Source organism: Burkholderia sp. Bp9012 (assembly GCF_003853825.1).
GTDB lineage: Bacteria > Pseudomonadota > Gammaproteobacteria > Burkholderiales > Burkholderiaceae > Burkholderia > Burkholderia diffusa.
In genome coordinates this window covers 187,160-209,931 of the sequence record NZ_QTQA01000008.1, presented here as the reverse complement: position 1 = coordinate 209,931, position 22,772 = coordinate 187,160, and the positions used below count along the sequence as shown (strand labels likewise).

At 67.1% G+C, this 22,772-nt stretch carries 19 protein-coding genes; 12 read left to right on the top strand and 7 right to left on the bottom strand.

Features of this window, described 5'->3' with window-relative positions:
- From DIE11_RS13405 to DIE11_RS13395, 3 genes are all read left to right on the top strand, one after another.
- On the top strand, positions 1-993 hold the full coding sequence (locus DIE11_RS13405; protein WP_124624500.1) for an ABC transporter ATP-binding protein: 993 nt from the start codon (positions 1-3) through the stop codon (positions 991-993).
- Positions 990-2,012 (top strand): ABC transporter ATP-binding protein, encoded by a 1,023-nt coding sequence (locus DIE11_RS13400; protein ID WP_185633758.1) that lies wholly within the window; start codon positions 990-992, stop codon positions 2,010-2,012. Before DIE11_RS13405 ends, DIE11_RS13400 begins: the two co-directional genes overlap by 4 nt.
- 160 nt (positions 2,013-2,172) lie before the next feature.
- Positions 2,173-3,645: an OprD family porin gene (locus DIE11_RS13395; RefSeq protein WP_124624493.1), complete on the top strand. Its 1,473-nt coding sequence runs from the start codon at positions 2,173-2,175 to the stop codon at positions 3,643-3,645.
- A 67-nt stretch (positions 3,646-3,712) separates the two neighbouring features.
- On the opposite strand, the gene DIE11_RS13390 is transcribed toward DIE11_RS13395, so the two are convergent.
- From DIE11_RS13390 to DIE11_RS13375, 3 genes are all read right to left on the bottom strand, one after another.
- Complete coding sequence (locus DIE11_RS13390; RefSeq protein ID WP_124624490.1) at positions 3,713-4,705, bottom strand: DedA family protein/thiosulfate sulfurtransferase GlpE; 993 nt, start codon at positions 4,703-4,705, stop codon at positions 3,713-3,715.
- 163 nt (positions 4,706-4,868) lie between these two features.
- On the bottom strand, positions 4,869-5,138 hold the full coding sequence (locus DIE11_RS13380) for a hypothetical protein (protein ID WP_059598918.1): 270 nt from the start codon (positions 5,136-5,138) through the stop codon (positions 4,869-4,871).
- 236 nt (positions 5,139-5,374) lie between these two features.
- Positions 5,375-7,684 (bottom strand): phosphocholine-specific phospholipase C, encoded by a 2,310-nt coding sequence (locus DIE11_RS13375; protein ID WP_124624487.1) that lies wholly within the window; start codon positions 7,682-7,684, stop codon positions 5,375-5,377.
- Positions 7,685-8,262: 578 nt separating this feature from the next.
- Here DIE11_RS13375 and DIE11_RS13365 point away from each other — a divergent pair.
- Both DIE11_RS13365 and DIE11_RS13360 read left to right on the top strand, forming a co-directional pair.
- Entirely contained in the window at positions 8,263-8,763 is a 501-nt protein-coding gene (locus DIE11_RS13365; protein WP_124624481.1) for a GNAT family N-acetyltransferase, read from the top strand.
- A 257-nt stretch (positions 8,764-9,020) separates the two neighbouring features.
- A complete protein-coding gene (locus tag DIE11_RS13360) occupies positions 9,021-10,616 on the top strand; it encodes a thioredoxin family protein (RefSeq protein WP_124624478.1) in 1,596 nt (531 codons plus the stop codon).
- A gap of 48 nt (positions 10,617-10,664) precedes the next feature.
- Here the strand turns inward: DIE11_RS13360 and DIE11_RS13355 are convergent, their stop codons facing one another.
- Complete coding sequence (locus tag DIE11_RS13355; RefSeq protein WP_059598962.1) at positions 10,665-10,916, bottom strand: DUF4148 domain-containing protein; 252 nt, start codon at positions 10,914-10,916, stop codon at positions 10,665-10,667.
- Positions 10,917-11,012: 96 nt separating this feature from the next.
- Between DIE11_RS13355 and DIE11_RS36300 the strand changes: the two genes are divergently transcribed.
- Complete coding sequence (locus DIE11_RS36300) at positions 11,013-11,183, top strand: hypothetical protein (protein WP_185633757.1); 171 nt, start codon at positions 11,013-11,015, stop codon at positions 11,181-11,183.
- Between the two features lie 278 nt (positions 11,184-11,461).
- Here DIE11_RS36300 and DIE11_RS13345 read toward each other — a convergent pair whose 3' ends face one another.
- Positions 11,462-12,865, bottom strand: a complete 1,404-nt coding sequence (locus DIE11_RS13345) for a GntP family permease (RefSeq protein ID WP_059598922.1) — start codon at positions 12,863-12,865, stop codon at positions 11,462-11,464.
- A 326-nt stretch (positions 12,866-13,191) separates the two neighbouring features.
- Here DIE11_RS13345 and DIE11_RS13340 point away from each other — a divergent pair, with 326 nt between their 5' ends.
- The 5 genes from DIE11_RS13340 (at position 13,192) to DIE11_RS13320 (ending at position 18,948) form a co-directional block, all read left to right on the top strand.
- Positions 13,192-14,679, top strand: a complete 1,488-nt coding sequence (locus DIE11_RS13340) for a sigma-54-dependent Fis family transcriptional regulator (RefSeq protein ID WP_059598923.1) — start codon at positions 13,192-13,194, stop codon at positions 14,677-14,679.
- A gap of 66 nt (positions 14,680-14,745) precedes the next feature.
- Positions 14,746-15,273, top strand: coding sequence for a BON domain-containing protein (locus tag DIE11_RS13335; protein WP_124624475.1), 528 nt, complete (start codon positions 14,746-14,748; stop codon positions 15,271-15,273).
- A gap of 61 nt (positions 15,274-15,334) precedes the next feature.
- Positions 15,335-15,619 (top strand): hypothetical protein, encoded by a 285-nt coding sequence (locus tag DIE11_RS36855; protein WP_226115234.1) that lies wholly within the window; start codon positions 15,335-15,337, stop codon positions 15,617-15,619.
- A 103-nt stretch (positions 15,620-15,722) separates the two neighbouring features.
- Complete coding sequence (locus tag DIE11_RS13325) at positions 15,723-16,019, top strand: H-NS family nucleoid-associated regulatory protein (RefSeq protein WP_059467298.1); 297 nt, start codon at positions 15,723-15,725, stop codon at positions 16,017-16,019.
- Positions 16,020-16,590: 571 nt separating this feature from the next.
- Positions 16,591-18,948: a GNAT family N-acetyltransferase gene (locus DIE11_RS13320; protein WP_124624472.1), complete on the top strand. Its 2,358-nt coding sequence runs from the start codon at positions 16,591-16,593 to the stop codon at positions 18,946-18,948.
- Between the two features lie 683 nt (positions 18,949-19,631).
- Here DIE11_RS13320 and DIE11_RS13315 read toward each other — a convergent pair.
- Both DIE11_RS13315 and DIE11_RS13310 read right to left on the bottom strand, forming a co-directional pair.
- The gene (locus DIE11_RS13315) at positions 19,632-20,183 is read right to left on the bottom strand and encodes a hypothetical protein (protein ID WP_124624469.1); all 552 of its coding nucleotides are present in this window, start codon (positions 20,181-20,183) and stop codon (positions 19,632-19,634) included.
- Between the two features lie 252 nt (positions 20,184-20,435).
- Positions 20,436-21,260, bottom strand: a complete 825-nt coding sequence (locus tag DIE11_RS13310) for an IclR family transcriptional regulator (protein ID WP_185633756.1) — start codon at positions 21,258-21,260, stop codon at positions 20,436-20,438.
- A 663-nt stretch (positions 21,261-21,923) separates the two neighbouring features.
- Between DIE11_RS13310 and DIE11_RS13300 the strand changes: the two genes are divergently transcribed.
- Entirely contained in the window at positions 21,924-22,772 is an 849-nt protein-coding gene (locus tag DIE11_RS13300; RefSeq protein ID WP_124624466.1) for an ureidoglycolate lyase, read from the top strand.

The following is a 22,772-nucleotide window of genomic DNA, read 5'->3' as shown; positions in this document are numbered from 1 at the left end:
ATGACTGCATTACTCGAAGTCGACAACCTCGGCGTGCGCTTCACGCGCAAGGACGCGCCGCCGATCGACGCCGTGAGCGGCGTGTCGTTCTCGCTCGAAGCCGGCAAGACGCTCGGCATCGTCGGCGAATCGGGCTCGGGCAAGAGCCAGACCGTGATGGCGCTGCTCGGCCTCCTGGCCGGAAACGGCACGACGACGGGCACCGCGCGCTATCGCGGCGACAACCTGCTCGAGATGGATACGCGCGCGCTGAACGCGGTGCGCGGCGACCGGATCGCGATGATCTTCCAGGATCCGATGACGTCGCTCAATCCGTTCCTGACGATCGAGCGGCAGATGACCGAGACGCTGCAACTGCATCGCAAGCTGTCGCGCAAGGAGGCGACCAGGCGCGCGATCGAGGCGCTCGAGTCGGTGCGCATTCCGGATGCGGCGCGCCGCATCCGCATGTATCCGCACGAATTCTCCGGCGGCATGCGCCAGCGCGTGATGATCGCGATGGCGCTCCTGTCCGAGCCGGAAATCCTGATCGCCGACGAGCCGACCACCGCGCTCGACGTGACCGTGCAGGCGCAGATCATCGATCTGCTGCGCGAGCTGAACCGCGAGCGCGGCACCGCGATCGTGCTGATCACGCACGACATGGGCGTGGTCGCAGGCCTCGCGGACGACGTGATGGTCATGTATGCGGGCCGCACCGTCGAATATGCGCCGGCCGAATCGATCTTCGCGGCGCCGTCGCATCCGTACACGATCGGTCTGCTCAACGCGCTGCCGCGCCTGACCGACGCCGACGATGCGCCGCTCGTCGCGATTCCCGGCAATCCGCCGATGCCCGGCACCGCACCGGCCGGCTGCGCGTTCGCGAAACGCTGCACGTATGCGGAGGCGCGCTGCGGTGCCGCGCGCCCCGCGCTCGAAACCTATGGCGTCGCGGGCGCGGTGCGCGCGTGCCACCGGCCGCTGGCCGATCTGACGGGAGGTCTGCGATGAGCGTCGATGAACGCCGCAATGCCGGCGCGACGGGCGACACGCTGCTGTCCGTCGAGGATCTGAAGGTGCATTTCCGCGTGCCGCTCGGCGGCTATCCGTGGTCGCCCAAGGGCACGCTGCGCGCGGTCGACGGCGTGTCGTTCGACGTGAAGCGCGGCGAGACGGTCGGGCTCGTCGGCGAGTCGGGCTGCGGGAAGTCGACGCTCGCGCGTGCGCTGATCGGCCTCGTGCCGATGACGGCCGGCACGGTGCGCTGGCGCGGCGAAGCCGTCGCGCCCGATCACCTGCGCGGCACCGCGATGCGCCGCGAAGTGCAGATGATCTTCCAGGATCCGCTCGCGTCGCTCGATCCGCGCATGACGATCGAACAGATCGTTGCGGAGCCGCTCGTCACGCACCACGCCGGCCTTGGCCGCGCCGAAGTGCGGCGCCGCGTGGTCACGATGCTCGAGCGTGTCGGCCTGAACGCGCATCACCTGCTGCGCTACCCCCACGAATTTTCGGGCGGACAGTGCCAGCGCGCCGGTATCGCGCGCGCGTTGATCGGCGAGCCGAAGCTCGTGATCTGCGACGAGCCCGTATCGGCACTCGACGTGTCGATCCAGGCGCAGATCGTGAACCTGCTGCGCGATCTGCAACGCGAACTGTCGTTGTCCTATCTGTTCGTCGCGCACGACCTGGCGGTGGTGAAGGCCATCAGCCAGCGCGTGCTCGTGATGTATCTCGGCCGCGTGATGGAGTTCGGCACGCGGCATGACGTGTACGGCGTGCCGCAGCACCCGTACACGAAGGCGCTGCTCGATGCGGCGCCGACGCCGGAGCCGGCGCGCGAGCGTGCTCGCCGTCCGATGCTGCTGGCGGGCGAGATGCCGTCGCCGCTCAACCCGCCGTCCGGCTGCGCGTTTCGCACGCGCTGCCCGGTCGCGATCGACGCGTGTGCGCAGGACGTGCCGCTGCCGGAAGTGCGGCACGGCTCGGCGGCGCGTGTCGCGTGCATCCGGGCGGGCGTGGCGGCGTGAAGTGACGCAGCAAACATAACCAGGCAGGTCAACAGGGGTAGGGTGCGGCGCGAACGATCTTCGCGTCGCGGGTAAAGGCGCGTCCTTAACCGGGCTCGCCGGGGGGCTGGAAGCGGATCGCAACCGGCGTGGACGACATCAACACAAGACGAGAATGACGATGAAAAAGCAAAAGACGATCGGGACGGCATCGAAGATGCTGCTTGCATGGGGCTTGCCTGCGCTTGCCGGCGTATCGCTGAGCGGTGTCGCGCACGCCGACGACGCGGCCCCCGCACCGCTGACGGTCGCGCAGGCCGCGCCGTCCGCCGGCGCAAGCACGTCGGTTGCGCAGGCAACGACCCCGAACGCCATTATCAACGCCGAGGCGAACCAGGCCGTCACGCCGCCCGATGAGCCTTCGGCGCAGTCGAAGTCGAACGGCTTCATTGCCGACAGCCACCTGAACTTCCTGTTCCGCAACTATGCGGACACGCTGGACAACAAGGGCGGACCGCATCGTCACGCGTGGGTCCAGGGCGCGATGGCGAACTTCGAATCGGGCTACACGACGGGCCTGATCGGCATCGGCTTCGACGCGTCGCTGTATGCGGCGCTGAAGCTCGACGGCGGCGCCGGCGCCGGCAGCATGGTGCACATCGCGAAGGGTGGCGGCGGTTCGAACCAGCTCGCGTGGGCCTATCCGGGCATCTACGACGTGAAGGCGCGCATCTCGAACACGGTGGTCAAGTACGGTCTGCAGGCCGTCGACAACCCGTTCATGGAGCAGCATGACAACCGCGCGCTGCCGCCGACGTTTCTCGGCGCGACGATCGTCAGCAACGAATTCAAGAACGTGATGCTCGAGGCCGGCAGCTTCACGAAGACCGATGCGCGCGGCCATACGACGCTCACCAACCTCACGACGCAGTATGGCGGCACGCGCATCAATCGCCTGACCTACGTCGGCGGCACGTGGGACTATTCGGAGAACGGCGAAGTCGCGCTGTACGCGAACCAGGCCGATGACGTGTGGCACCAGTACTACGCGTCGGTGAAGCACAGCATCGGCGATGTGAAGTCGATCAAGTGGACCGGCTTTGGTAACGTTTACTCGACGCACGATACGGGCGACGCGCTGCAAGGCAAGATCAACAACAACGCGTACAGCCTGTCGCTGGCCGCGCAACACGGTCCGCACGAACTGCTGCTCGGTTATCAGCAAGTGCTCGGCGACCAGTTCTTCGACTACCTCAATGAAACCAACGGCATCTTCCTGACCAACTCGATGGACGTCGACTACAACGCGCCGCACGAAAAGTCGCTGCAGCTGCGTTACACGTTCTACGGCAAGGAAGCGGGCCTGCCGGGCTTCAAGGCGATGGTATGGGGCGTGACGGGCTGGGGCGCGGATGCGAGCGCGGGCGCGGCGGCGGATCCGAGCAAGTCGAGCATCTACTGGAGCAACGGCGCACCGGTGCAGGGCCGTCACCACGAGTTCGGCTTCATCCCGTCGTACACGTTCCAGAGCGGCAAGCTGAAGGACACGAAGGTCACGTTCATCGCGATGTGGCACAACGGTTCCGCGCACTACTCGGACGCGACCAACAAGGAATACCGCCTGGTCGTGAACGTGCCGCTGCACGCGTTCTGATCGAAGGGGGGCGCAACGCCCCCTTCGAAACTGTTCGTCTCGCGCGGCCGGCCTGCGATCAGCTCGATCAGGCCGGCTTGTGCAACCCCGCCACCGGATCGTTGGCGGCGGGGATGTCTTCCACCAGCGACGTGAGCTGCCGGCCCGTGTCGCGCCAGGCGTCGAGGCCGCCGCGCAGCGGCAGTGCGTCGGTGAAGCCTGCATCGAGCAGGCGCTTGGCCATCAGCGCGGCCGTCACTTCGTTCGGGCACGAGCAATACACGACGAACTTCTGCGAGAACGGGTAGCGCGCAACGATGTCCTCGATGTGCCGCTCGTCCGCGAATTGCGCACCGGGAATCGTGAACGGGTCGAGCTTGCGGTGCTCGGGCGAACGCACGTCGAGCACCACCGGCGCGGCCGCGTCGCGCAGCAGCAGGTCGAGCTCGTCGACGCCGATCCGCGCGCTCGCGAGCTGGCGGATCAGCGCTCGGCGGCGCATCCAGCGCACGGCAGCATAGACGGCCAGCAGCGCGACGATCACCAGCAGCACCGCGCGGCCGAGCCGGCTCGCGCCGGCGAACAGCCAGTCGATCTGCCGGTAGAACACGAGCCCCGCGACGAGCCCGACGGTCGTCCACAGCGCGGCGCCGAGCGCATCGTAGCCGGCGAACGTGCGATAGCGCGTGCCGAGCGCGCCGGCCATCGGCACCGACACGAGCGACAGCCCCGGAATGAAGCGGGCGACCGCGAGCACGCGCACGCCGTAGCGGCCGAAGAAGCGTTCGGTTTTCCTCACGCAGGTATCGCGCGACAGCGACAGCCGGCAGATCGTCTTGAGCGTCGTGCCGCCGTAGCGCCGCCCGGCGACGTACCACGCGGTGTCGCCGATCAGCGCGCCGAGGACCGACAGCGCCAGCACCGTCAAGAGCTGCGAGCCGATCATCGCCGGATGCATCGCGGCCATCGCACCGAACAGCACGAGCGTCGGCATCGCCGGCACGGGCAGGCCGATGGCCGCCGCGAGTACATTGGCGAAGACGAGAAGCGGCCCGTATTGGGCGACGAGGTCACGGAGCATGACGGCTGGCCGAAAAGGAAGCGCGTGAGGAAGATGCGCGGATTGGCCGATTATCGGCCATTTTCAACCGGGCGGAGGGGAATGACGGAAAGCGCCTGACGGCGGCAGGGAAATGCGGACAGAACGGTGAGCCAGTGCGTTGCACGTGGCTCACCGTCGGACATCAGGAAGACGAGCGGGCGAGCGAGGCGGCGCCGTGGTTTTCTCCGGGCAGCTCGGCGCCGTGCGAGCGGATCGCGGCGATCAGTTCGGCCGGCGTGATCTCGTAGCGTACCTCGCGGTGAATGCCGGGCTTGCGTTCGTCGATCTCGATCAGCAGCACGCTCTTGCCGTCGGCGGTCGATTCGAGCCTGAGCGAGCGCAGTTCGCGGCCGTCGGCCGGGTCGTGTTCGGTGAGCAGGGTCATTGCCCCGGATGAGCCGGTAGTGCGCATCGAACCTATCCTCGTGTCGTGTGTGCCAGATTGGCGAAGATGTCGTTGTTGAATGCAGCTTGACGAAGTTTAACGCGAACGGGCCGCAACACGGAGCATTTTCGTGGACATGAAATGAGGGCTGCACCACCTATCCTTCTGATGTTTGAGCCGCGCCGGGCGGGCGTTTCAGCCGGATCGGACCGCGCCGCGCCAGGCGCCCGGCCGGTGCTCGGGCCGGGCGGGCGCAGGTGCCGTCAGAAGCGGTCGGCGAACCCCATCGCCGGGTCGCTGACCGAGTGGCGACCCGTTTCGACGCGGCCGGCCACGCGGCGCGAGAAGCTCGCGTCGCTGTCGGCGGTGACGACGAAGTCGTACCAGTGGCCGGTCGAGTCGAGGTTCCAGTGCAGTTCCGACTGGCCGCCGGCGTGTACCGCGACGGTCCACGTCGTGCCCGTGTCGTTGCCGTGCCCGCGATCGTCGGTCGCGCCGCGGCCGGACAACTGGCCGTACACCTTGTTCGACTTCACCGTGAAGCGCACCGTGCTGCCGCCGTCGTTGCGCAGCCGCAGATGCAGGTTGCCGCTCGCGCCCGCATAGCCGACCCGGATTTCCGGATGCGGCATGCGTGCACCGGTCAGCCGGGCCAGATCGCCGGTGAAGCGGCGGTGATAGCCGTTCGGGCCGAGCACCCACAGGTCATATTTGCCGCCGTCGTCGGCCAGCGCCGCCCAGTCGCCGCGCAGCGCCTTGCCTGGTTCGACGACGTAGCGGCGGGGCACGCGGTCGAGATGCAGCTTGTCGTAGACGTGGAACACCGCGGCCGCGCGGCCCGTGTTCGCGAACTTCAGCGTGACGGTGCCCTTGCCGGGATCGACCTGCGCGCTCGCATGCAGCTCGTACGGCAACGCGCGCGACGGGCGCACGCCGGTGGCCTGTGCAGGCGGCGACGGCGTGGCCGGCGGCGTGATCTTCGGCGCGGCCTGCTGCGTGGTGCTCAGCGCGTCGACCTGGCTTTTCGTCGTGCGGCCCGCGAGCGTCGGCAGCGGTTCGTCGTTCGGCGCGCGGAAGTTGAACGCGCTCGTCAGGTCGCCGCACACCGCGCGGCGATATGCGCTGATCTGCGGCTCGACGACGCCGAAGCGCTTCTCGAGGAAAAGCAGCGTCGACGTATGGTCGAACACCTGCGAGTTGACCCAGCCGCCGCGGCTCCACGGCGACACGACCCACATCGGCACGCGCGGGCCCGGCCCGTACGGCCGGCCGTCGGCCGCCGGCTGGCTCGACGTGGCCGGCGCGAAATCGTGGTACTCGACGGCGACGTCGGCAGCCGCCAGCGTATGGCCGCCCGCGAGCGAGCCGTCCGCGTTGCGCGACGGCACGGCCGGCGACGGCATGTGGTCGAAGAAGCCGTCGTTCTCGTCGTAGTTGATCAGCAGGACGGTCTTGCTCCACACGTCCGGATTCGCGGTCAGTGCGTCGAGCACCGCCTGCACGTACCACGCGCCCTGAGCGGGGCTCGACGGCCCCGGATGTTCGCTGTAGGCGGACGGCGGGATGATCCACGACACCTCGGGGAGCTTGCCGTTGCGGATGTCGTCGCGGAACGTTTCGAGAAAGCCGTACGGCATCGTGTTGCCGAAGCCCTTCGCGAGCGGGCTCAACGGATCGTCGATCGCCGGATCGTAGAACGCGCCGGCCGCCGTCACCGGCTGCGTGATGTCCGTCGACGCGACGTACGCGGGCCGGCGTGCGGCCGGCATCTGCTCGATGGCCGCGCGCCAGTGGCGGAAGCTCATCATCTCGTTGCAGCCGAAGTTGTCGATCAGGCTCTGGTAGACCTTCCAGTTCACGCGGGCCTGCTGCAGCCGGTCGGCGTAGGTCGTCCACGTCCAGCCCTGGCTCGACGGGCCGATGTCGTTGCCGCCGTTGAACTGGTTGTTCAGCGCGGCGACCTTCACGCGGCTGCCGTCGGTCGGGCTGATACCGTTCGGGCCGTTGGTGCCGCTCCAGAAGAACAGCCGGTTCGCGATGGTGCCGGTGTGCATCCCGCAGTGATAGTGGTCGCAGAGCGTGAACGCGTCGGCGAGCGCGCGCTGGAACGGCACCTCGGCCGCGTCGTAATAGCCCATCGACAGCGGCGTTTTCGCGTCGGGCCAGCGGTTCATCCGGCCGTGGTCCCACGCGGCCTGCGCGTCGGCCCACGTATGCGGCGTGCCGCCCGCGCGCTGCGCGTTGCCCTGGCTCGCATCGAGGTGGTACGGCGTGAAGGTCGTCGCGGGCGTCGTTTTCGTGTAGTTCTGGTAGAACACGTCGCGGCCGTTCGGCGACGGCACCGCGAAGCGGTCGCCGTAACCGCGCACGCCCTTGAACGTGCCGAAGTAGCCGTCGAACGCGCGGTTCTCCATCATCAGCAACACGACGTGCTTGACGTCCTTGATGGTCCCCGTTTCGTGGAAGGCGGGAATGGCGAGCGCGCGGCGGATGCTCGGCGGAAACGCGGACAGCGCAGCGGCGGCGAGGCCGGAACCGGCGGTCTGCTGAAGGAATTTGCGGCGTGACGTCATGGCGTTTGGATCCTGTGAGGGTGGGAGCGTTCGCGAGTTCGTCTGGCGGTGACCGGGCATCGTCGCGCCCCGGGACGATCGGCGATGCGTGCGCGTTCGGGGCATCGGACGCGTATCGCGGCGATGCGCGATGTGCGATGCGCGACGTCGCGCGGATGGCGCGGCCGCCGTCGCGATCCTGCGTGCCGCGCGCTCGTGATGCGCGGGGCAGGTGTCGGCACACACCGGACCGGCGCGTGCCGGGCTGGAGCGGCGCCCAGTCTAGGGATGCGACATGACGTCGACGTGATGAAGAAATGACATCGCATGTCGCGCACATGACGTTGCGTGCGCAACGATTCGTTCGAGCGCGATGCGAGGTTGAAAACAGTAAGAAATTACCGATCGCCGCACGCGTGACCGGTCAGAATTTTCCGGATTGGCGGGGATCGTGCGAGCACGCTTCGTTGCGGATACAACCTGACGTGCAACGGCGTGACACCCGTGTTTCAAATGCGTGAAATCGGCTAAGCTCGATGCGTTGCTGCGCGCCTGCGCAGTCCGCGCCTTCGGCGCGACATTTCGGAACCGGCCCACCCATGACCGATATCACGATCCGGCACAGTGAGACGCACGACGTCGACGCGATCCGACAGATTGCCGCGCATCCCGCGGTGTACATGAATACGTTGCAGCAGCCGTTTCCGTCGTTCGAGAAATGGCAGAAGCGGCTCGACAACGTGCGCGAGCACGGCGTGAGCCTCGTTGCCGAAATCGACGGCACGGTGGTCGGCCATCTCGGCCTGCATCCCGAGCTGAATCCGCGCCGGCGCCACGCGGCGGCGCTCGGCATGATGGTCGACGCGGCCCGTCACGGGAGCGGCATCGGCGGCCGGCTGCTCGCGGCCGCGATCGATCTCGCGGAGAACTGGCTGAACATCACGCGTCTCGAGCTGACCGTGTTCACCGACAACCGCGCGGCGATCGCGCTTTACGAGAAACACGGTTTCCGCATCGAGGGCGAATCGCCGGATTACGCGTTGCGCGACGGCGTGCATGCGTCCGTGTATCACATGGCCCGGATCAAGGCGCCGCAGTGAAGGACCGGCCGTCGCGGACGTGACGGCACGCGGCCGCGACGCCGCGCGTCATATTCAATCGAGAATTCGTTCGTTTTCCTTCGGTTGTACCCGTCGTATCGTCGAACGATTTGCCGGTCGCTGCGGCCGGCTTCGCTTTTCCGTATCGATACATGCGCGGCGCTGCATGTCGGCCGGCCTCATCGTCATCGCTTCACGGCCCTCGTTGCGTGCGCGGCATCTCCCTGAAACCGTCTTGTTCAACGGAACCCGCTTCGATGAAAACCGCTCTTCGCAATCTCACCGCCGCCTGCCTGTTCGCCGCCGCCAGTGCGGCGCTTGCCGCTGCCGCGCCCGCGGGCGCCCCGGTGGCGAACGCATCGCCCGACGGCGCGCATCTGCCGCCCGGCATCGCGTGGCAGCAGGGTGACGTCGATGCCGCGTTCGCGCTCGCGAAGCGCACCGGCAAGCCGCTGCTGCTGTACTGGGGCGCCGTGTGGTGTCCGTCGTGCAACCAGGTGAAGTCGACGATCTTCAGCCAGCAGGCGTTCAAGACCCGCTCGTCGTTCTTCGTGCCCGTATATCTCGACGGCGACACCGAAAGCGCGCAGAAGCTCGGCGAGCGCTTCAAGGTACACGGCTATCCGACGATGATCCTGTTCCGCCCGGACGGCACCGAAGTGACGCGGCTGCCGGGCGAGGCCGATCTCGAACGCTACATGCAGGCGCTGTCGCTCGGGATGACGGCCGCGCATCCGGTGCGGCAGACGCTCGCGACCGCGCTGAACAACGGCGCGGCGCTGACGCCGGCCGAATGGCATCTGCTGGCCGACTATTCCTGGGACACCGACGGCGCGCTGCCGGTGCCGTCCGACCGTGTCGCGGTGACGCTGCAGACGCTGTCGCAACGTGCGCGTGCGGCTGGCGCGAAGGCGGACGCCGCGCGGTTTGCGCTGAAGTCGGCGGTGGTGGCGGCATCCGACGATCCCGCGCAGGCCGGCGCGCTCGACAAGGCGGCGCTCGTCGACGCGCTGCGCGCGGTGCTGCGCGAGCCGGCGCTGGCGCGCGCCGATTCGGACGTGCTCGTCGCAGCGCCCGCGCGCGTGGTCGCGTACCTCGGCGCCGACGCCGCGCAGCGCACGAAGCTGCGCGGCGCGTACGACACGGCGCTCGCGCGCCTGTCGAACGATACGACGCTTTCGTCAATCGACCGCCTGATGGCGCTGCACGGCCGCGTGCTGCTCGCGCTCGGCGACGCGCACGACGGCGCGCCGCTCGCCGCGCCGGCGCTGGTCGATACCGCACGCAAGCAGATCGCGGCATCGGTGCAGGGCGCCGCGAACGCGTACGAGCGGCAGGCGCTCGTCAGCGAAGCGGCGGACACGCTGACCGACGCCGGGCTGTACGACGAATCCGACGTCTTGCTGAAGGCCGAGTTGCCGCGTTCGGCGACGCCGTACTACTTCATGTCGGGACTGGCGGCGAATGCGAAGGCGCGCGGCGACAAGGCCGCGGCGCTTGACTGGTACCGGAAGGCGTACGACTCGGCGAGCGGCCCGGCAACGAAGCTGCGCTGGGGTGCGACCTATTTCGCGAATGCGGTCGCGCTGGCGCCGGACGATTCGGCGCGGATCGAAGCGATCGCCGCGAGCGTGCTCGCGCAGGCCGGCAAGACCAAGGATGCGTTTTATGGGGCGAACCTGCGCGCGCTGACCAAGGTCGTCACGCAACTGAATCGCTGGCGCGGCGGCGGCGCGCACGATGCGTCGGTCAGGTCGGTCGTGAAGCAGTTCGACGGGGTGTGCGCGAAGTTGCCTGCGGGCGATCCGCAGGCAGCGGCATGCGCGAAACTGATCGAGCCGGTGAAGGCGTGATGGCTTGCGCGGAAGCGGCCGGACGGGACGGCCGCGTCGTGACGGCGATTAGTGGCTCGACTCCGACGATGCACCTTGGTCGCTGCCATACCCGGCACGCTGCTGATGGGCGATCTTCGCTTCGGCGGAAACGATGCTGGCCGGGTAGAACCAATCGCTCGGCTGGAAGCCGGCCTGCTTGAGCGCCTTCACTTCGGCGTGAACCTGCGCGCGCGTGAGCGGCGGGTTCGACTGCGCTTGCGCGGCGAGCGGCGCGGATACGGCCAGGGCAACGGCAACTGCGTGAATCAGGCGCTTCATGATCGTGACCTCCATGTTTCCAACTGTGCGGCCGGCCTTCGTTCGACGGAGCGGCGGCGGTTGAAAGCAGTGTAGGCCCGGCCACGCGCGCGAAAAATGCGGTCGCGCCCAACGCAGTGTTCTGCCGCCGGTAACAATGGATGGTGGACGTGGACGTGGACGTGGACGTGGACGTGGACGTGGACGTGGACGTGGACGTGGACGGTGCCGGTGCCGGTGCCGGTGCCGGTGCCGGTGCCGGTGCCGGTGCCGGATGGCGGTGCGTGACGGGCGTCGGGCCGTCCGGGCCGTGCGGCGAGGTAGCGCCGAGCGGCTCCGGTCGGGCGGGGGACGAACCGGCGGATGAGAACCCCGGGGATCCGCCCCGGTTTGCGCGCGGAGGTGTCGGGAAGGTGCGGCGCGTCGCGACCCGCGTTGCGCTGCCTGCTTCGACGATGCCGGGCCGGTCGCTCAGCCCGGGCGTGCAGAGGAAGGAAGGTGCGCCGGCCGCGGCGATGCGGCCGGACGAGGTGCGGCGGCGTTCGGAACGCCGCTCGATGCGGGGCTTACACGAGGCCCGTCGTGTAGTACACGGCGATCACGAAGAACACCGCGAGCGTCTTGATCACGGTGACCGCGAAGATGTCGCGATACGACTCGCGGTGCGTGAGGCCCGTGACCGCGAGCAGCGTGATGACCGCGCCGTTGTGCGGCAGCGTGTCCATGCCGCCGCTGGCCATCGCGACCACCCGGTGCAGCACGTCCATCGGAATGTTGGCGGCCTGCGCGCCCTTGATGAACAGGTCCGACATCGCGGCGAGCGCGATGCTCATGCCGCCCGATGCCGAACCCGTGATGCCGGCGAGCGAGCTGACCGACACAGCCGCGTTCACCAGCGGGTTCGGAATGCTCTTCAGCGCGTCGCTGACGACGAGGAAGCCCGGCAGCGCGGCGATCACGCCACCGAAACCGTATTCCGACGCCGTGTTCATCGCGGCGAGCAGCGCGCCGCCGACGGCGGCCTTCGAACCGGCCGCGAAGCGGTCGCTGACGCGCTTGAATGCGGTCAGCACGACCAGCACGATGCCGAGCAGCAGCGCGGCCTCGACCGACCAGATCGCGACGACGGTCTTGATCGACGTCGTGACCGGCGTGTGCACGCCGGGCAGCACGTCCGGCGCGACCGTGTACGACGCGGCGCCGTACCACTGCGGAATCAGTTTCGTGAACGTGAAGTTCGATGCGCCGACGAGGATCAGCGGCAGGATCGCCAGCGCCGGATGCGGCAGTGCCGTCGCTTCGACGCGCTCCGGCTCGTTGACGAGCGACGTGCCGTAGCCTTCGCCCTTCGCCATCGCCGAACGGCGGCGCCATTCCAGATACGAGAGGCCGACGATGATGATGAACAGCGAGCCGATCGTGCCGAGCGCGGGTGCGGCCCAGGCGGTCGTCTTGAAGAACGTGGTCGGGATGATGTTCTGGATCTGCGGCGTGCCGGGCAGCGAATCCATCGTGAACGAGAACGCACCGAGCGCGATCGCGCCGGGCATCAGCCGCTTCGGAATATTGCTCTGGCGATAGAGTTCGGCCGCGAACGGATACACGGCGAACACCACGACGAACAGCGACACGCCGCCATAGGTGAGCAGCGCGCACACCGCGACGATCACCGCATTCGCACGCGAACGGCCGATGTAGCGGATCGCGGCATGGACGATCGACTCGGAGAATCCGGACAGTTCGATCACCTTGCCGAACACGGCGCCGAGCATGAAGACCGGGAAATACAGTTTGACGAAGCCGACCATTTTCTCCATGAAGATGCCGGAGAAGACCGGTGCGACGGCGGCGGGTTCGATCAGCAGGACCGCGCCGAGCGCGGCGATCGGCGCGAACAGGATCACGCTGTAGCCGCGATACGCGGCGAACATCAGGAACGCCAGCGCGGCAAGGACGATCACGAAAGACAAGGGAGTCTCCTAGTAGCTTGGAATGGCTTTGGTTGTTGTTCGATCGCGGGACGCGCCGCGAACCGGCTCAGGTTCGTGCAGGTTTCGTGCCATCGGCCGGATTGCGCCGCCGGACGTGGATCCGGCGCTGGCTGGCGGGCCCGCGCCGGCCAATGTCTGAAGATTCTACATAAATCGTCTCCATCGGGAGACGATTCGGCCGCCAAGACCGCCCTCTGAATCGGGCAGGGCTTTCCCGGACAAGGGATTCCGGGATGTCTCCGAAATGAGATACTGCGTCTCGTTCCGGAGATATCCGGCCAAGCATACGCGGAGACAACGACACGATGATGAACGACTGGGTCCGCCTGCCCGTCAATTACGGCGATGTGCTGCGGCGCGCCGCCGAGTCGCTGTTTCGGACTTTCGAGGATTCGAGCGCGGGCACGGTGGTCGTCGATCGCGACGCGCGCGTGGTGTGGATGAACGAGCGTTATGCGGCGCGCTTCGGGTTCGCCGATCCGCAGCAGGCGGTCGGCCTCGACTGCGAGGCGGTGATTCCGAACAGCCTGATGCGTGAGGTCGTGTCGACCGGACAGCCGATCCTGCTCGACATCATGGAGACGGGCCGCGAGCCGCTCGTCGTCACACGCCTGCCGTTGAAGAACGAGGCGGGCGAGACGGTCGGCGCGATCGGCTTCGCACTGTTCGACCAGTTGAAGACGCTCACGCCGATCTTTTCCCGCTACGCGCAGCTTCAGCAGCAGCTGATCGCGACGCAGCGTTCGCTCGCGCAGGCACGCCGTGCGAAATACACGTTCGCGAGTTTCGTCGGCACGAGCGCCGCAAGCCTCGAAACCAAGCGGCAGGCGCGGCGCGCCGCACAGGTCGATTCGCCGGTGCTGCTGCTCGGCGAGACGGGCACCGGCAAGGAACTGCTCGCGCATGCGATTCACGCGGCGTCGGCGCGCGCGCTCCAGCCGCTCGTGACCGTCAACGTGGCCGCGATTCCCGACACGCTGCTCGAAACCGAATTCTTCGGCGCGGCGCCGGGCGCGTATACCGGTGCCGATCGCAAGGGACGCGTCGGCAAGTTCGAGCTGGCCGATCGCGGCACGCTGTTTCTCGACGAGATCGGCGACATGCCGCTGCCGCTGCAGGGCAAGCTGCTGCGCGTATTGCAGGACAAGGAGTTCGAACCGGTCGGCTCGAACCGGATCGTGCGTGCCGACGTGCGGATCATCGCCGCGACGTCGGCTGACCTGCCCGCGCTGGTCGAGGCCGGCCGTTTTCGCGCGGATCTCTATTACCGGCTCAATGTGCTGACGATTCATGCGCCGCCGTTGCGCGAGCGCGCGTCCGACATCGCGGCGCTCGTCTACGCGACGCTCGAGGAGCTGGCCGCGCAGCACGGTCGCGCTGCGCACTGCGAACTGACCGACGATGCGCTGCGGATGCTGTGCGCGTACCCGTGGCCGGGCAACGTACGAGAGCTGCGCAACACGCTCGAGCGAGCGCTGATGCTGTCGGATCGCTCGGTGATCGATGCGGGTGCGCTCGCGCCGTTCCTCGGGCCGGTGCGCGTGGTGCCGGATAGCGTGCCGGCGGGCACGCGGGCTGCTCCGTCGCCGGTCGGCCGGGATGCGGGCGATGCAGCGGGGGCGCCTGGTGCGCCGGTCGTTTCGTATACCGATGCATTGGCCGCGTGGGAGCGTCAGTTCCTGACCGACGCGCTTGCGGCATGCGACGGGAAGGTGGTCGAAGCGGCCGCGCGCATCGGCATCGGCCGGGCGACGCTGTACAAGAAACTGACGGCGCTCGGGATCGCCCGGTAGCAAGCGGCGGTGGATGCGCCCGGACATGAGGAACGGTACCGGTGAAGTGCCCGACAGGAGACGACGATGAAGCGAATCGCAATTGCCGGATGGCTGGCCGTACTGGTGGCGACGTCCTCGCTCGCACAGGCGGGTGACGCGGACACACCCGCGGTGCGACGCAACTGGTACAACGATCCGTTCGTCGCGCTGTCGCGAGGCTTCGCCGAATGCCCGCTGCCGCTCGGCCCGTGGATGACGCGCGCCGAGATGGAAGACGACGCGCATTACCGCGTCGAGCGCGGGACCACCTGCTGGCTCGCCCACCGCTGCACGAAACCGAATTCGTATATGTATGACGTGCCGATTGCCGAGGCGGCGAAAGCGCATTTCGCGGGCACCGATCGTCTGCAGGGCACGAGCCTGTGGATCACCGTGCAGCGGCGCTTCATCTATGTCGAAGGGTGTGCCGATCCGGCATTCGATCGGCAGGCGCTGGAGCGCGAACTCGGCGCGCTTCCCGACGTCGAGCAGGTGTTCGTTCGCATCACCGACGATCCGCACCGGGCCGTGCCGTACAAGACGCGCGGACGGCCGGACCGGGCGCCTGACTGAACGACTGACGGCGGTGCATGGCATACTCGCGGCATTAAAAAATCGGTTGACGGAAAGAACAATGAAACACATGCTTGCGTCGGTCTGTCGGTGGCCTCGAATGCATTGGCGTCGGGCCGGATTGTTGGCCCTCGTTGCGGGGCTCGGCGGGTGCGGCGGCGGGGCGCCACTGTTCACTTCGGATGGGCGCCCGACCACGCAGGTGCAGTGCACCGGTAGCGACTGGAGCAATTGCACGGACAATGCCCGAGCCATCTGCAACGGTGAATTCGACGTCCTTCAGCAATCGACCGATGACGCAATGCGAAATCTTCTCTTCGCATGCAAGAAGAAAAGCGGTTATTGATCCCGACATGATCGGATAAAGAGACCGTAATCGGGTGAGACGCTTTTCTATTCGCTTGGAGTCGGCTATTTTTCATGAATAACACTCACGGAGTCCCATCCATATGGCGACCTACAGGCAACTGACAGCGCAGCTCGAAAGACTTCAGCAAAAGATCGACAAGGAACGCGAAAAGGCGATTGCCGATGCGATTGCCGCCATTCGGGCAAAAATCGAGGAATTCGACATCACCGCGGAAGAACTCGGTTTTCGACCGATCGGCGCCGCTGCTGCCGCGAAGCCGAAGCGTCCGTTGCCGCCGAAGTACCTGAACCCGAAGACGGGCGAAACGTGGAGTGGTCGCGGGCGGGCGCCGGCATGGCTCGGCAAGAACCGCGCGCGTTTCCTGATCAAGGACTGACTCCCGAAAATCCTCACCTTTCGTGCGCTGACTGACGGTGCGAACGGCCATGTGGCCGTCGCACCGTTTTGTTTTTGGGCAGTCGCAGCAGGACTCGAAACCGCGAATTGAACACCGATGCCGCGCGATTAACGGATATCGTTTTGCGAATTCGCCGCGATTCGACCGGGTATTGCCGTGAATTCCCGTAAACAACCCCGTAATTTCGCGGCATGCGTGCATTGGCATTCTCGATCTTCGCGGTGCAGACGTATCGCCGATTGAGATCACCTCTCGCGTACTTGCGCTGCGTGCCCTGCAATTCCCGAACTTGTTCACCATGCCTCCTGTAAATCCTCACCTTTGAAACGGCGACCGGATGGGCGCAGCGTGCCGCCTTCGCCCGTTGCGTCGTGCAAAGATGTCGGTGACCGGCTCATGTTGCGGGCATTGATGCGCGTCGCACAGTCGGCCGTTTGGCATATAGGCAGCCGCATCGGGTTCGCCTATGCTTGGAGTTCGCGTCGACCGGCGCACGGCCATTCGGCTCGTGTGCCGGTCGGGTCGTTTTTCATTACCGTGTGGAGCCGATGTGACCGTCCGCCATCTCGATGCATTGTTCCAGCCCAGGTCCGTTGCGGTCGTCGGCGCATCGTCGCGCGCGGGCAGTATTGGTGCGATGGTGTGGGCGCGCCTGCTCGATGGCGCGTTCGAGGGGCCCGTGTGGCCCGTCAATCCGAAGTATCGCGAGCTGAACGGGTACTCGGTCGTGGCCGATGTCGAACGGCTGCCCGCCCCGCCCTCGGTCGCCGTGATCTGCACGCCGCCTGCCACATGGGCCGGCATCGTGCGCAAGCTCGGCGAGATCGGCACGCGTGTCGCGGTGATTGTCGGCGAGGCGCGCACCGACGCCGACCGCGCCGCGCTCGATCGCACGCTCAAGGCCGCGAAGCCGTTCGTGCTCCGTATCGTCGGGCCCGGCAGTCTCGGCGTGCTGTCGCCCGCGCGGCATGCGCATTTCGGCGCGCCGGCCTATACGGTGCGATCGGGTGGCGTCGCCTGGGTGTCGCAATCGAACGCGCTGACGAATGCGGTACTCGGCTGGGCCGATGCGCGAGGCCTCGGCTTTTCACATGTCGTCGCGTTGGGTAGCGAGGCCGACGTCGATGCAGGCGATGTGCTCGACTACCTCGCGAGCGATCCCGGCACGCGCGCGATCTTGCTCGAGCTCGACACCGTGTGTGCCGCGCGCAAGTTCATGTCGGCAGCGCGTGCGGCGGCGCGCAACAAACCGGTGCTCGCGCTGCGCACCGGGCGCGCCGATCCCGGTGATGCGCTTTACACGGCGGCGTTCCAGCGTGCGGGGATGGTGCGTGTCGATGCACTCGACGATCTGCTCGACGAGATCGAGACGCTCGGCGTCGGGCGCGTCACCGCGCGCGGCGCGGCCACACTCGTGACGAGCGACGCAGGCGTCGCGAAACTCGCGGTCGATGCGGTCGCGGAGGTGCGCGACGTGCTGGTCGACTGGCCGGCCGAGGCAACGTCGGCGGTCGCGGCCGCGCTGCCGCATCTCCGCGGGCCCGGCAATCCGCTGACGCTCGGCGACGATGCGCGCCCCGAGCATTTCGGCGCCGCCATCAAGGCGCTCGCGCCGTTTCCGCAAACGGGCACGCTGTTCGTCGTGCATTCGACGTCCCACAGCGCGCCGGCCGACGCGGTCGCGCGCACGCTGATCGAATCGCGGCAGTACGCGCACCGCGGCATCCTCGCGTGTTTCTTCGGTGCGGTCGACGCGGCGACGCGCGACGCACTGCACGCGAACGGCATTCCGGTGCACACCACACCGCAGCGGCTTGCGCGCGCATACGCACGGCTCGTCGACTACAACCTCGGGCGGCAGTTGCTGATGCAGACGCCCGAGGGCACGCCGCTGCAGCCGGCCGAGTGCGTTGCGTCCGCGCAGGCCGAGGCCAGACGGATGGTCGAGGCCGGCGAGCATGAACTGGCCGGCGAAGCAGCGTTGCGCTGGTTGTCGCACTTCGGCGTGCACGGCGAGCCGGCCGATGCGCCGGTGGGCACCAGAGTCGTCGACGTCACAGTCGACATGTACGACGATTCGAACTTCGGCCCGGTGTTTCGTTATGCCGTGCCGCCGACCGACGGCGTATCGGCGCCTTTCGTCGTGTACGGGCTGCCACCGCTGAATACGGTGCTCGCCCGCGCGGTGATGGAGCGTTCACCCTATGCGCGCCGCACGCCCGTCGAACCCACGCTCGATGCGCTGACGGCGCTGTCGCAAGTTGTTTGCGACGTGCGCGAGGTCGTCGCGATGTCGGTCACGCTGCGCGTGCTGTCCGACCGGGCATACGTGGTCGCGCCGCGCATCTCGCTGGCGGCCGGGCGCAGCCGGCTCGCGATCATGCCGTATCCGCGCCATCTCGAGCAGACGCTCGAATGGCGCGGCGAGACCGTGACGATCCGGCCGATCCGTCCGGAAGACGAAGAAGCGCACAACGAGCTGCTTGGCGCGATGACGCCGGACGATCTGCGGATGCGTTTCTTCGGTGCCGTGCGCAGCTTCGATCATTCGCAAGTCGCGCGCATGACTCAGATCGACTACGACCGTGAGATGGCCTTCATCGTGTCGTTCACCGACGTATCGGGCCGGTCGCACACGCTCGCGGTGGCGCGCGCGGTTGCCGATCCCGACAACGAGACGGCCGAGTTCGCGATTGCTGTCCGGCCCGATCAGAAGGGCAAGGGGCTCGGGCGGCTGATGATGGCGCGTATCATCGACTACGCGCGGTCGCGCGGCACCGCGTGGATGGTCGGCGAGGCGCTGCGCGAGAACACCGCGATGATCTCGCTGGCGAAATCCTGCGGTTTCGAGGTGTCGACGACGGAGGAGCCCGGCGTGGTGGGGTTCAGGATGAAGCTGCAACCGTAATCGCGTCGGCGAGCGTGCCTGAACGTTCGGCGGTGTCGTGCGCGGCCGCTACGGAACGCGCGATGTCGGTGATGCGCAGCCGCGACCGAGCGAACTGGTTGTAGTTCGGCATGCAGATCGTTCGACTCTTTCGCCTCACTGTGCGGATCGGTACGACGCTCGCTTCGCGACCGGCGGGAAAGGGCGATCTCGTCGAGTTACCGCGTCCTCGGCGGGCGGTTGCGTATGCTGGTGACCTCGGAGTATCGCCGGTTCCGGCGCAATATTCGAGCGCACTGACGCCCGCCTTGCGCACCGCCAGCATTGAAAGCGGACCAAAGGTGAGATTTTTCAGGAGCCGAAAGTGAGCTTTTCCGGGAGCAATCGGGTGAGTCGATACGGAAGCATCCGGTGAGCCTTCGCGGGAGCTGCCGGTGAGCCCTTGCGGGAGGCCCCGGTGAGCCTTTCCGGGAAGGGGGGGTGAGCGTCTGCGGGATGCGTCGGTGAGGACGTTCGGGAGGGGCTGGTGAGCCTCTCCGGAAACCTCGGGTGAGCTTTTACGGGATGCTCTGGTGAGTGCTTACGGGATGCTTTGGTGAGACTTTTCGGGAGCCCGCGGACGCAGTGCTCCGTCTGGCGCGGCGCGGGTTTCGGCCAGCGTCCGCGCCGGTGCGGGCACGCATGAACCGTGCCCGCGATGGCATTTATGCTGCAAGTTTCGACGCTGCGTCGTTCACCTGGTCACGCGAAATCGCGAGTTCTTCGAGGTGCGCGTCGGCATAAATGCCACCGGTTTCGCGCTCGAGGCGGGCGATCGTCAGAGCACAACGCGCGGTGTCCTTCGGCATCGCGATGAAGCGCTTGACCGATTCGCCGGACGTAAATGCATCGAACAGCGCGCCGCGCACGTCGTCCGGAAGCGTCTTGGTCCATTGGTACGGCTTGCCGTTGAACGTGATCGACGGCGGCAGCGTGCGCTCCTTCTTGGTGGCCGTGATCAGGCCGTAGGTGCGCGCGGCGTCGCCGATCTGCTCGGGCGAGAAGAGTTCGTCGGGCGTGATGTCGAACTGCTCGATGTAGTTCTCGATCGCGCGCATCGCTTCGGCACGGTCGTCGCGCTTCTTCTGCGCGCGCGCGACGATGTCGCGCAGCTCGTCCGCTTCCTCGGGCGTGATCGTGAAGCTCGCCTGCTTCTGCTGAAGTTCGGAGAAACGCTGGAATTCTTGATCGTTCAGAAGTTTGGCCATGACATCCATCGGATACGACGGCCGCGACAGCCGGCCGTCGTCGTTTTTGAGAGGGCCGCTATTCTAGCGTAGCGCGGCGTCCGCGCATCCGGAAACGGTCTGCCGGATGCCGGTACGAGAGCCAGCGTGGCCGGTACGCGTCGCACACTGCGTGCGCGATGTCGAGCCCGCCCGCCTGCCCGATCCGCTGGCCGTGTGACCGAACGACCGCCGCGCCCGAACGGTCTGCCACCTTCAGCGCGGTCGACCGTTCCGCAACGTTCAGCAAGTCTCCGCGCGGTACATCGACAACTGGCCTGCCGTATCGCGCAGTCCCACGACGACCACCTCGACCGACGGCGCCATATGCGCGTCGATCCGGCGCATGTACGGGCAGGTCAGCACCGCGATCGCATGGCCGGCCGGGCCGAGGATCGGCGCGCTCAGGTCGGTCACGCCGTATGCCTGGCGGCTGTCCTGGCGCACGTAACCGGACTGGCGGATGGACTGGCACGCATGCGCGAGTTCCTGCTCGTTCATCGGGGTTTCGCCCTTGACCTTGCGATGCTCGGCCAGCATGTGCGCACGCTGCTCGGCACCCTGGAACGACAGCATCACGCGCCCCGACGCCGTATCGGCAAGCCCGACGCGCGAGCCGAGCCGCACCGACACACCCCATGGGCCGGGGCCGTCCACCTGCGCAATCACGAGCAGGTTGCCGCGATCGTAGACGGTCAGGTGGCACGACTGTTCCGCCGCGTCGGCAAAGCGCTGCATCAGCGGCAAGGCCTCGGCGATCAGCCGGTTCATTGGCGGATGCCGATGCGCGAGCGCGAACAGTTTCAGGCTGAGCGTGTAACGGTCGCCGCCACTCGAGCGCATCACGTAGCGGCGCGCGACGAGACGCTCGAGCATCCGGTAAATCTCGCTCGCGTTGCGGCCGAGTTCCTTCGTGATTTCGGTGCGGGTGAGTCCTTCCTTCTGTTCCGACAGGAGTTCGAGAATGTCGAGACCCTTGTCGAGCGCGGGCGCGCGATAGCGGTCGGCTGTGCCCATCGACTCCCGTGCGTCGCTGCTGGGGAGCGGGTTATTGGTCGTTTGCATCATGGGGTAGGAAGTCCGGGGATTGCCAATCGGGTGGCGACGCACGCCGGCCGGCTTTGCACGCGAATTCGTGAAGCCGCATGCGGATGTGACTGCCATCCGCGCGAGCTTAACAACAAACGTTCAGTGTGCAATGCAGCGTCTTTTTACCGATCGTTACCCAGCAAGAACGGATTACATATCGTTCCCGATGACAGGTTCATAAGAAATATTCGCAATTCATCTTTTGGTGTCGACGGACGGCGGCATTTGGCGTAAAGCCGAACGGTTCGGCAGGCCCGATGCTGCGGTGCAACCTCCATGGGCGCACCAATAGTCGGTATCCGTCGCGCGCCATTTCACGGCGGGCCGCCGATGGTACAAAGAGCGGCGGGCCAGCGACGGCGCGGCCGCGCGTGAAGCCGGCCGGCACAGCACAGGCCGGCACGTGTCGCGAATGCCGGGCCGTCGTCGCCGATGCGCAGACCGGCGGCCGCCCGTTCGATGCGCGTCGCACTCCGGTGCGGCGCCGCGATCGCTGCGCCTGCGCGAGCCTCGCGTGTCGATTGGCCTGCCGGATGCGGCGCCGACGCGCGTCATCGACGATCGACATTCAGTCCGGCGAGTGGCCGTCAACGGCTGCGTCGGCCGGTATCCTGTCACATTCGACAACAGAGGTTGAGCACGATGAAACTGCTTCGCTATGGCCCGCCGGGCCAGGAAAAGCCCGGTATTCTCGACGCGGACGGCCGGATTCGCGACCTGTCCGCGCACGTGCCGGATCTTGCTGGCGACGCGCTGTCCGACGCCGCGCTCGCGCGCCTGCGCGCGATCGATCCGGCCACGCTGCCGCTCGTCCCTGGCGAGCCGCGCATTGGCCCGTGCGTCGGGCGCGTCGGCAAGTTCATCGGCATTGGTCTGAATTATGCCGATCACGCGGCCGAAGCCGGCATGCCGGTACCGAAGGAGCCGGTGGTATTCGGCAAATGGACGAGTTCGATCTGCGGCCCGAACGACGGCATCGACATCCCGAAGGGCTCGGTGAAGACGGATTGGGAAGTCGAGCTGGGCGTCGTGATCGGCGCGACGTGCAAGGACGTCGACGAGGCGCGCGCGCTGGATTACGTCGCCGGCTATTGCGTCGTCAACGACGTCTCCGAGCGCGAGTGGCAGATCGAACGCGGCGGCCAGTGGGACAAGGGCAAGGGCTTCGATACGTTCGGCCCGATCGGCCCGTGGCTCGTGACGCGCGACGAGGTGCCCGATCCGCAGCGCCTCGACCTGTGGCTCGAGATCGACGGCCATCGCTACCAGAACGGCAACACGCGCACGATGGTGTTCACCGTCGCGCAACTGATCGCGTACCTGTCGACCTGCATGACGCTGCAACCGGGCGACGTGATCACGACCGGCACGCCGCCGGGCGTCGGGATGGGCGTCAAGCCATCGCCGGTGTTCCTGAAGGCCGGCCAGACCGTGCGCCTCGGGGTCGAGGGGCTGGGCGAGCAACGGCAGGGCACGCGCAACGCGCAGTAG

Bases quoted from the DNA above. Each gene is read 5' to 3' on its own strand.
- DIE11_RS13405 (WP_124624500.1), top strand. From the start codon at position 1: ATGACTGCATTACTCGAAGTCGACAACCTCGGCGTGCGCTTCACGCGC.
- DIE11_RS13400 (WP_185633758.1), top strand. From the start codon at position 990: ATGAGCGTCGATGAACGCCGCAATGCCGGCGCGACGGGCGACACGCTG.
- DIE11_RS13395 (WP_124624493.1), top strand. From the start codon at position 2,173: ATGAAAAAGCAAAAGACGATCGGGACGGCATCGAAGATGCTGCTTGCA.
- DIE11_RS13390 (WP_124624490.1), bottom strand. From the start codon at position 4,705: ATGCTCCGTGACCTCGTCGCCCAATACGGGCCGCTTCTCGTCTTCGCC.
- DIE11_RS13380 (WP_059598918.1), bottom strand. From the start codon at position 5,138: ATGCGCACTACCGGCTCATCCGGGGCAATGACCCTGCTCACCGAACAC.
- DIE11_RS13375 (WP_124624487.1), bottom strand. From the start codon at position 7,684: ATGACGTCACGCCGCAAATTCCTTCAGCAGACCGCCGGTTCCGGCCTC.
- DIE11_RS13365 (WP_124624481.1), top strand. From the start codon at position 8,263: ATGACCGATATCACGATCCGGCACAGTGAGACGCACGACGTCGACGCG.
- DIE11_RS13360 (WP_124624478.1), top strand. From the start codon at position 9,021: ATGAAAACCGCTCTTCGCAATCTCACCGCCGCCTGCCTGTTCGCCGCC.
- DIE11_RS13355 (WP_059598962.1), bottom strand. From the start codon at position 10,916: ATGAAGCGCCTGATTCACGCAGTTGCCGTTGCCCTGGCCGTATCCGCG.
- DIE11_RS36300 (WP_185633757.1), top strand. From the start codon at position 11,013: ATGCGGTCGCGCCCAACGCAGTGTTCTGCCGCCGGTAACAATGGATGG.
- DIE11_RS13340 (WP_059598923.1), top strand. From the start codon at position 13,192: ATGATGAACGACTGGGTCCGCCTGCCCGTCAATTACGGCGATGTGCTG.
- DIE11_RS13335 (WP_124624475.1), top strand. From the start codon at position 14,746: ATGAAGCGAATCGCAATTGCCGGATGGCTGGCCGTACTGGTGGCGACG.
- DIE11_RS36855 (WP_226115234.1), top strand. From the start codon at position 15,335: ATGAAACACATGCTTGCGTCGGTCTGTCGGTGGCCTCGAATGCATTGG.
- DIE11_RS13325 (WP_059467298.1), top strand. From the start codon at position 15,723: ATGGCGACCTACAGGCAACTGACAGCGCAGCTCGAAAGACTTCAGCAA.
- DIE11_RS13315 (WP_124624469.1), bottom strand. From the start codon at position 20,183: ATGGATGTCATGGCCAAACTTCTGAACGATCAAGAATTCCAGCGTTTC.
- DIE11_RS13310 (WP_185633756.1), bottom strand. From the start codon at position 21,260: ATGATGCAAACGACCAATAACCCGCTCCCCAGCAGCGACGCACGGGAG.
- DIE11_RS13300 (WP_124624466.1), top strand. From the start codon at position 21,924: ATGAAACTGCTTCGCTATGGCCCGCCGGGCCAGGAAAAGCCCGGTATT.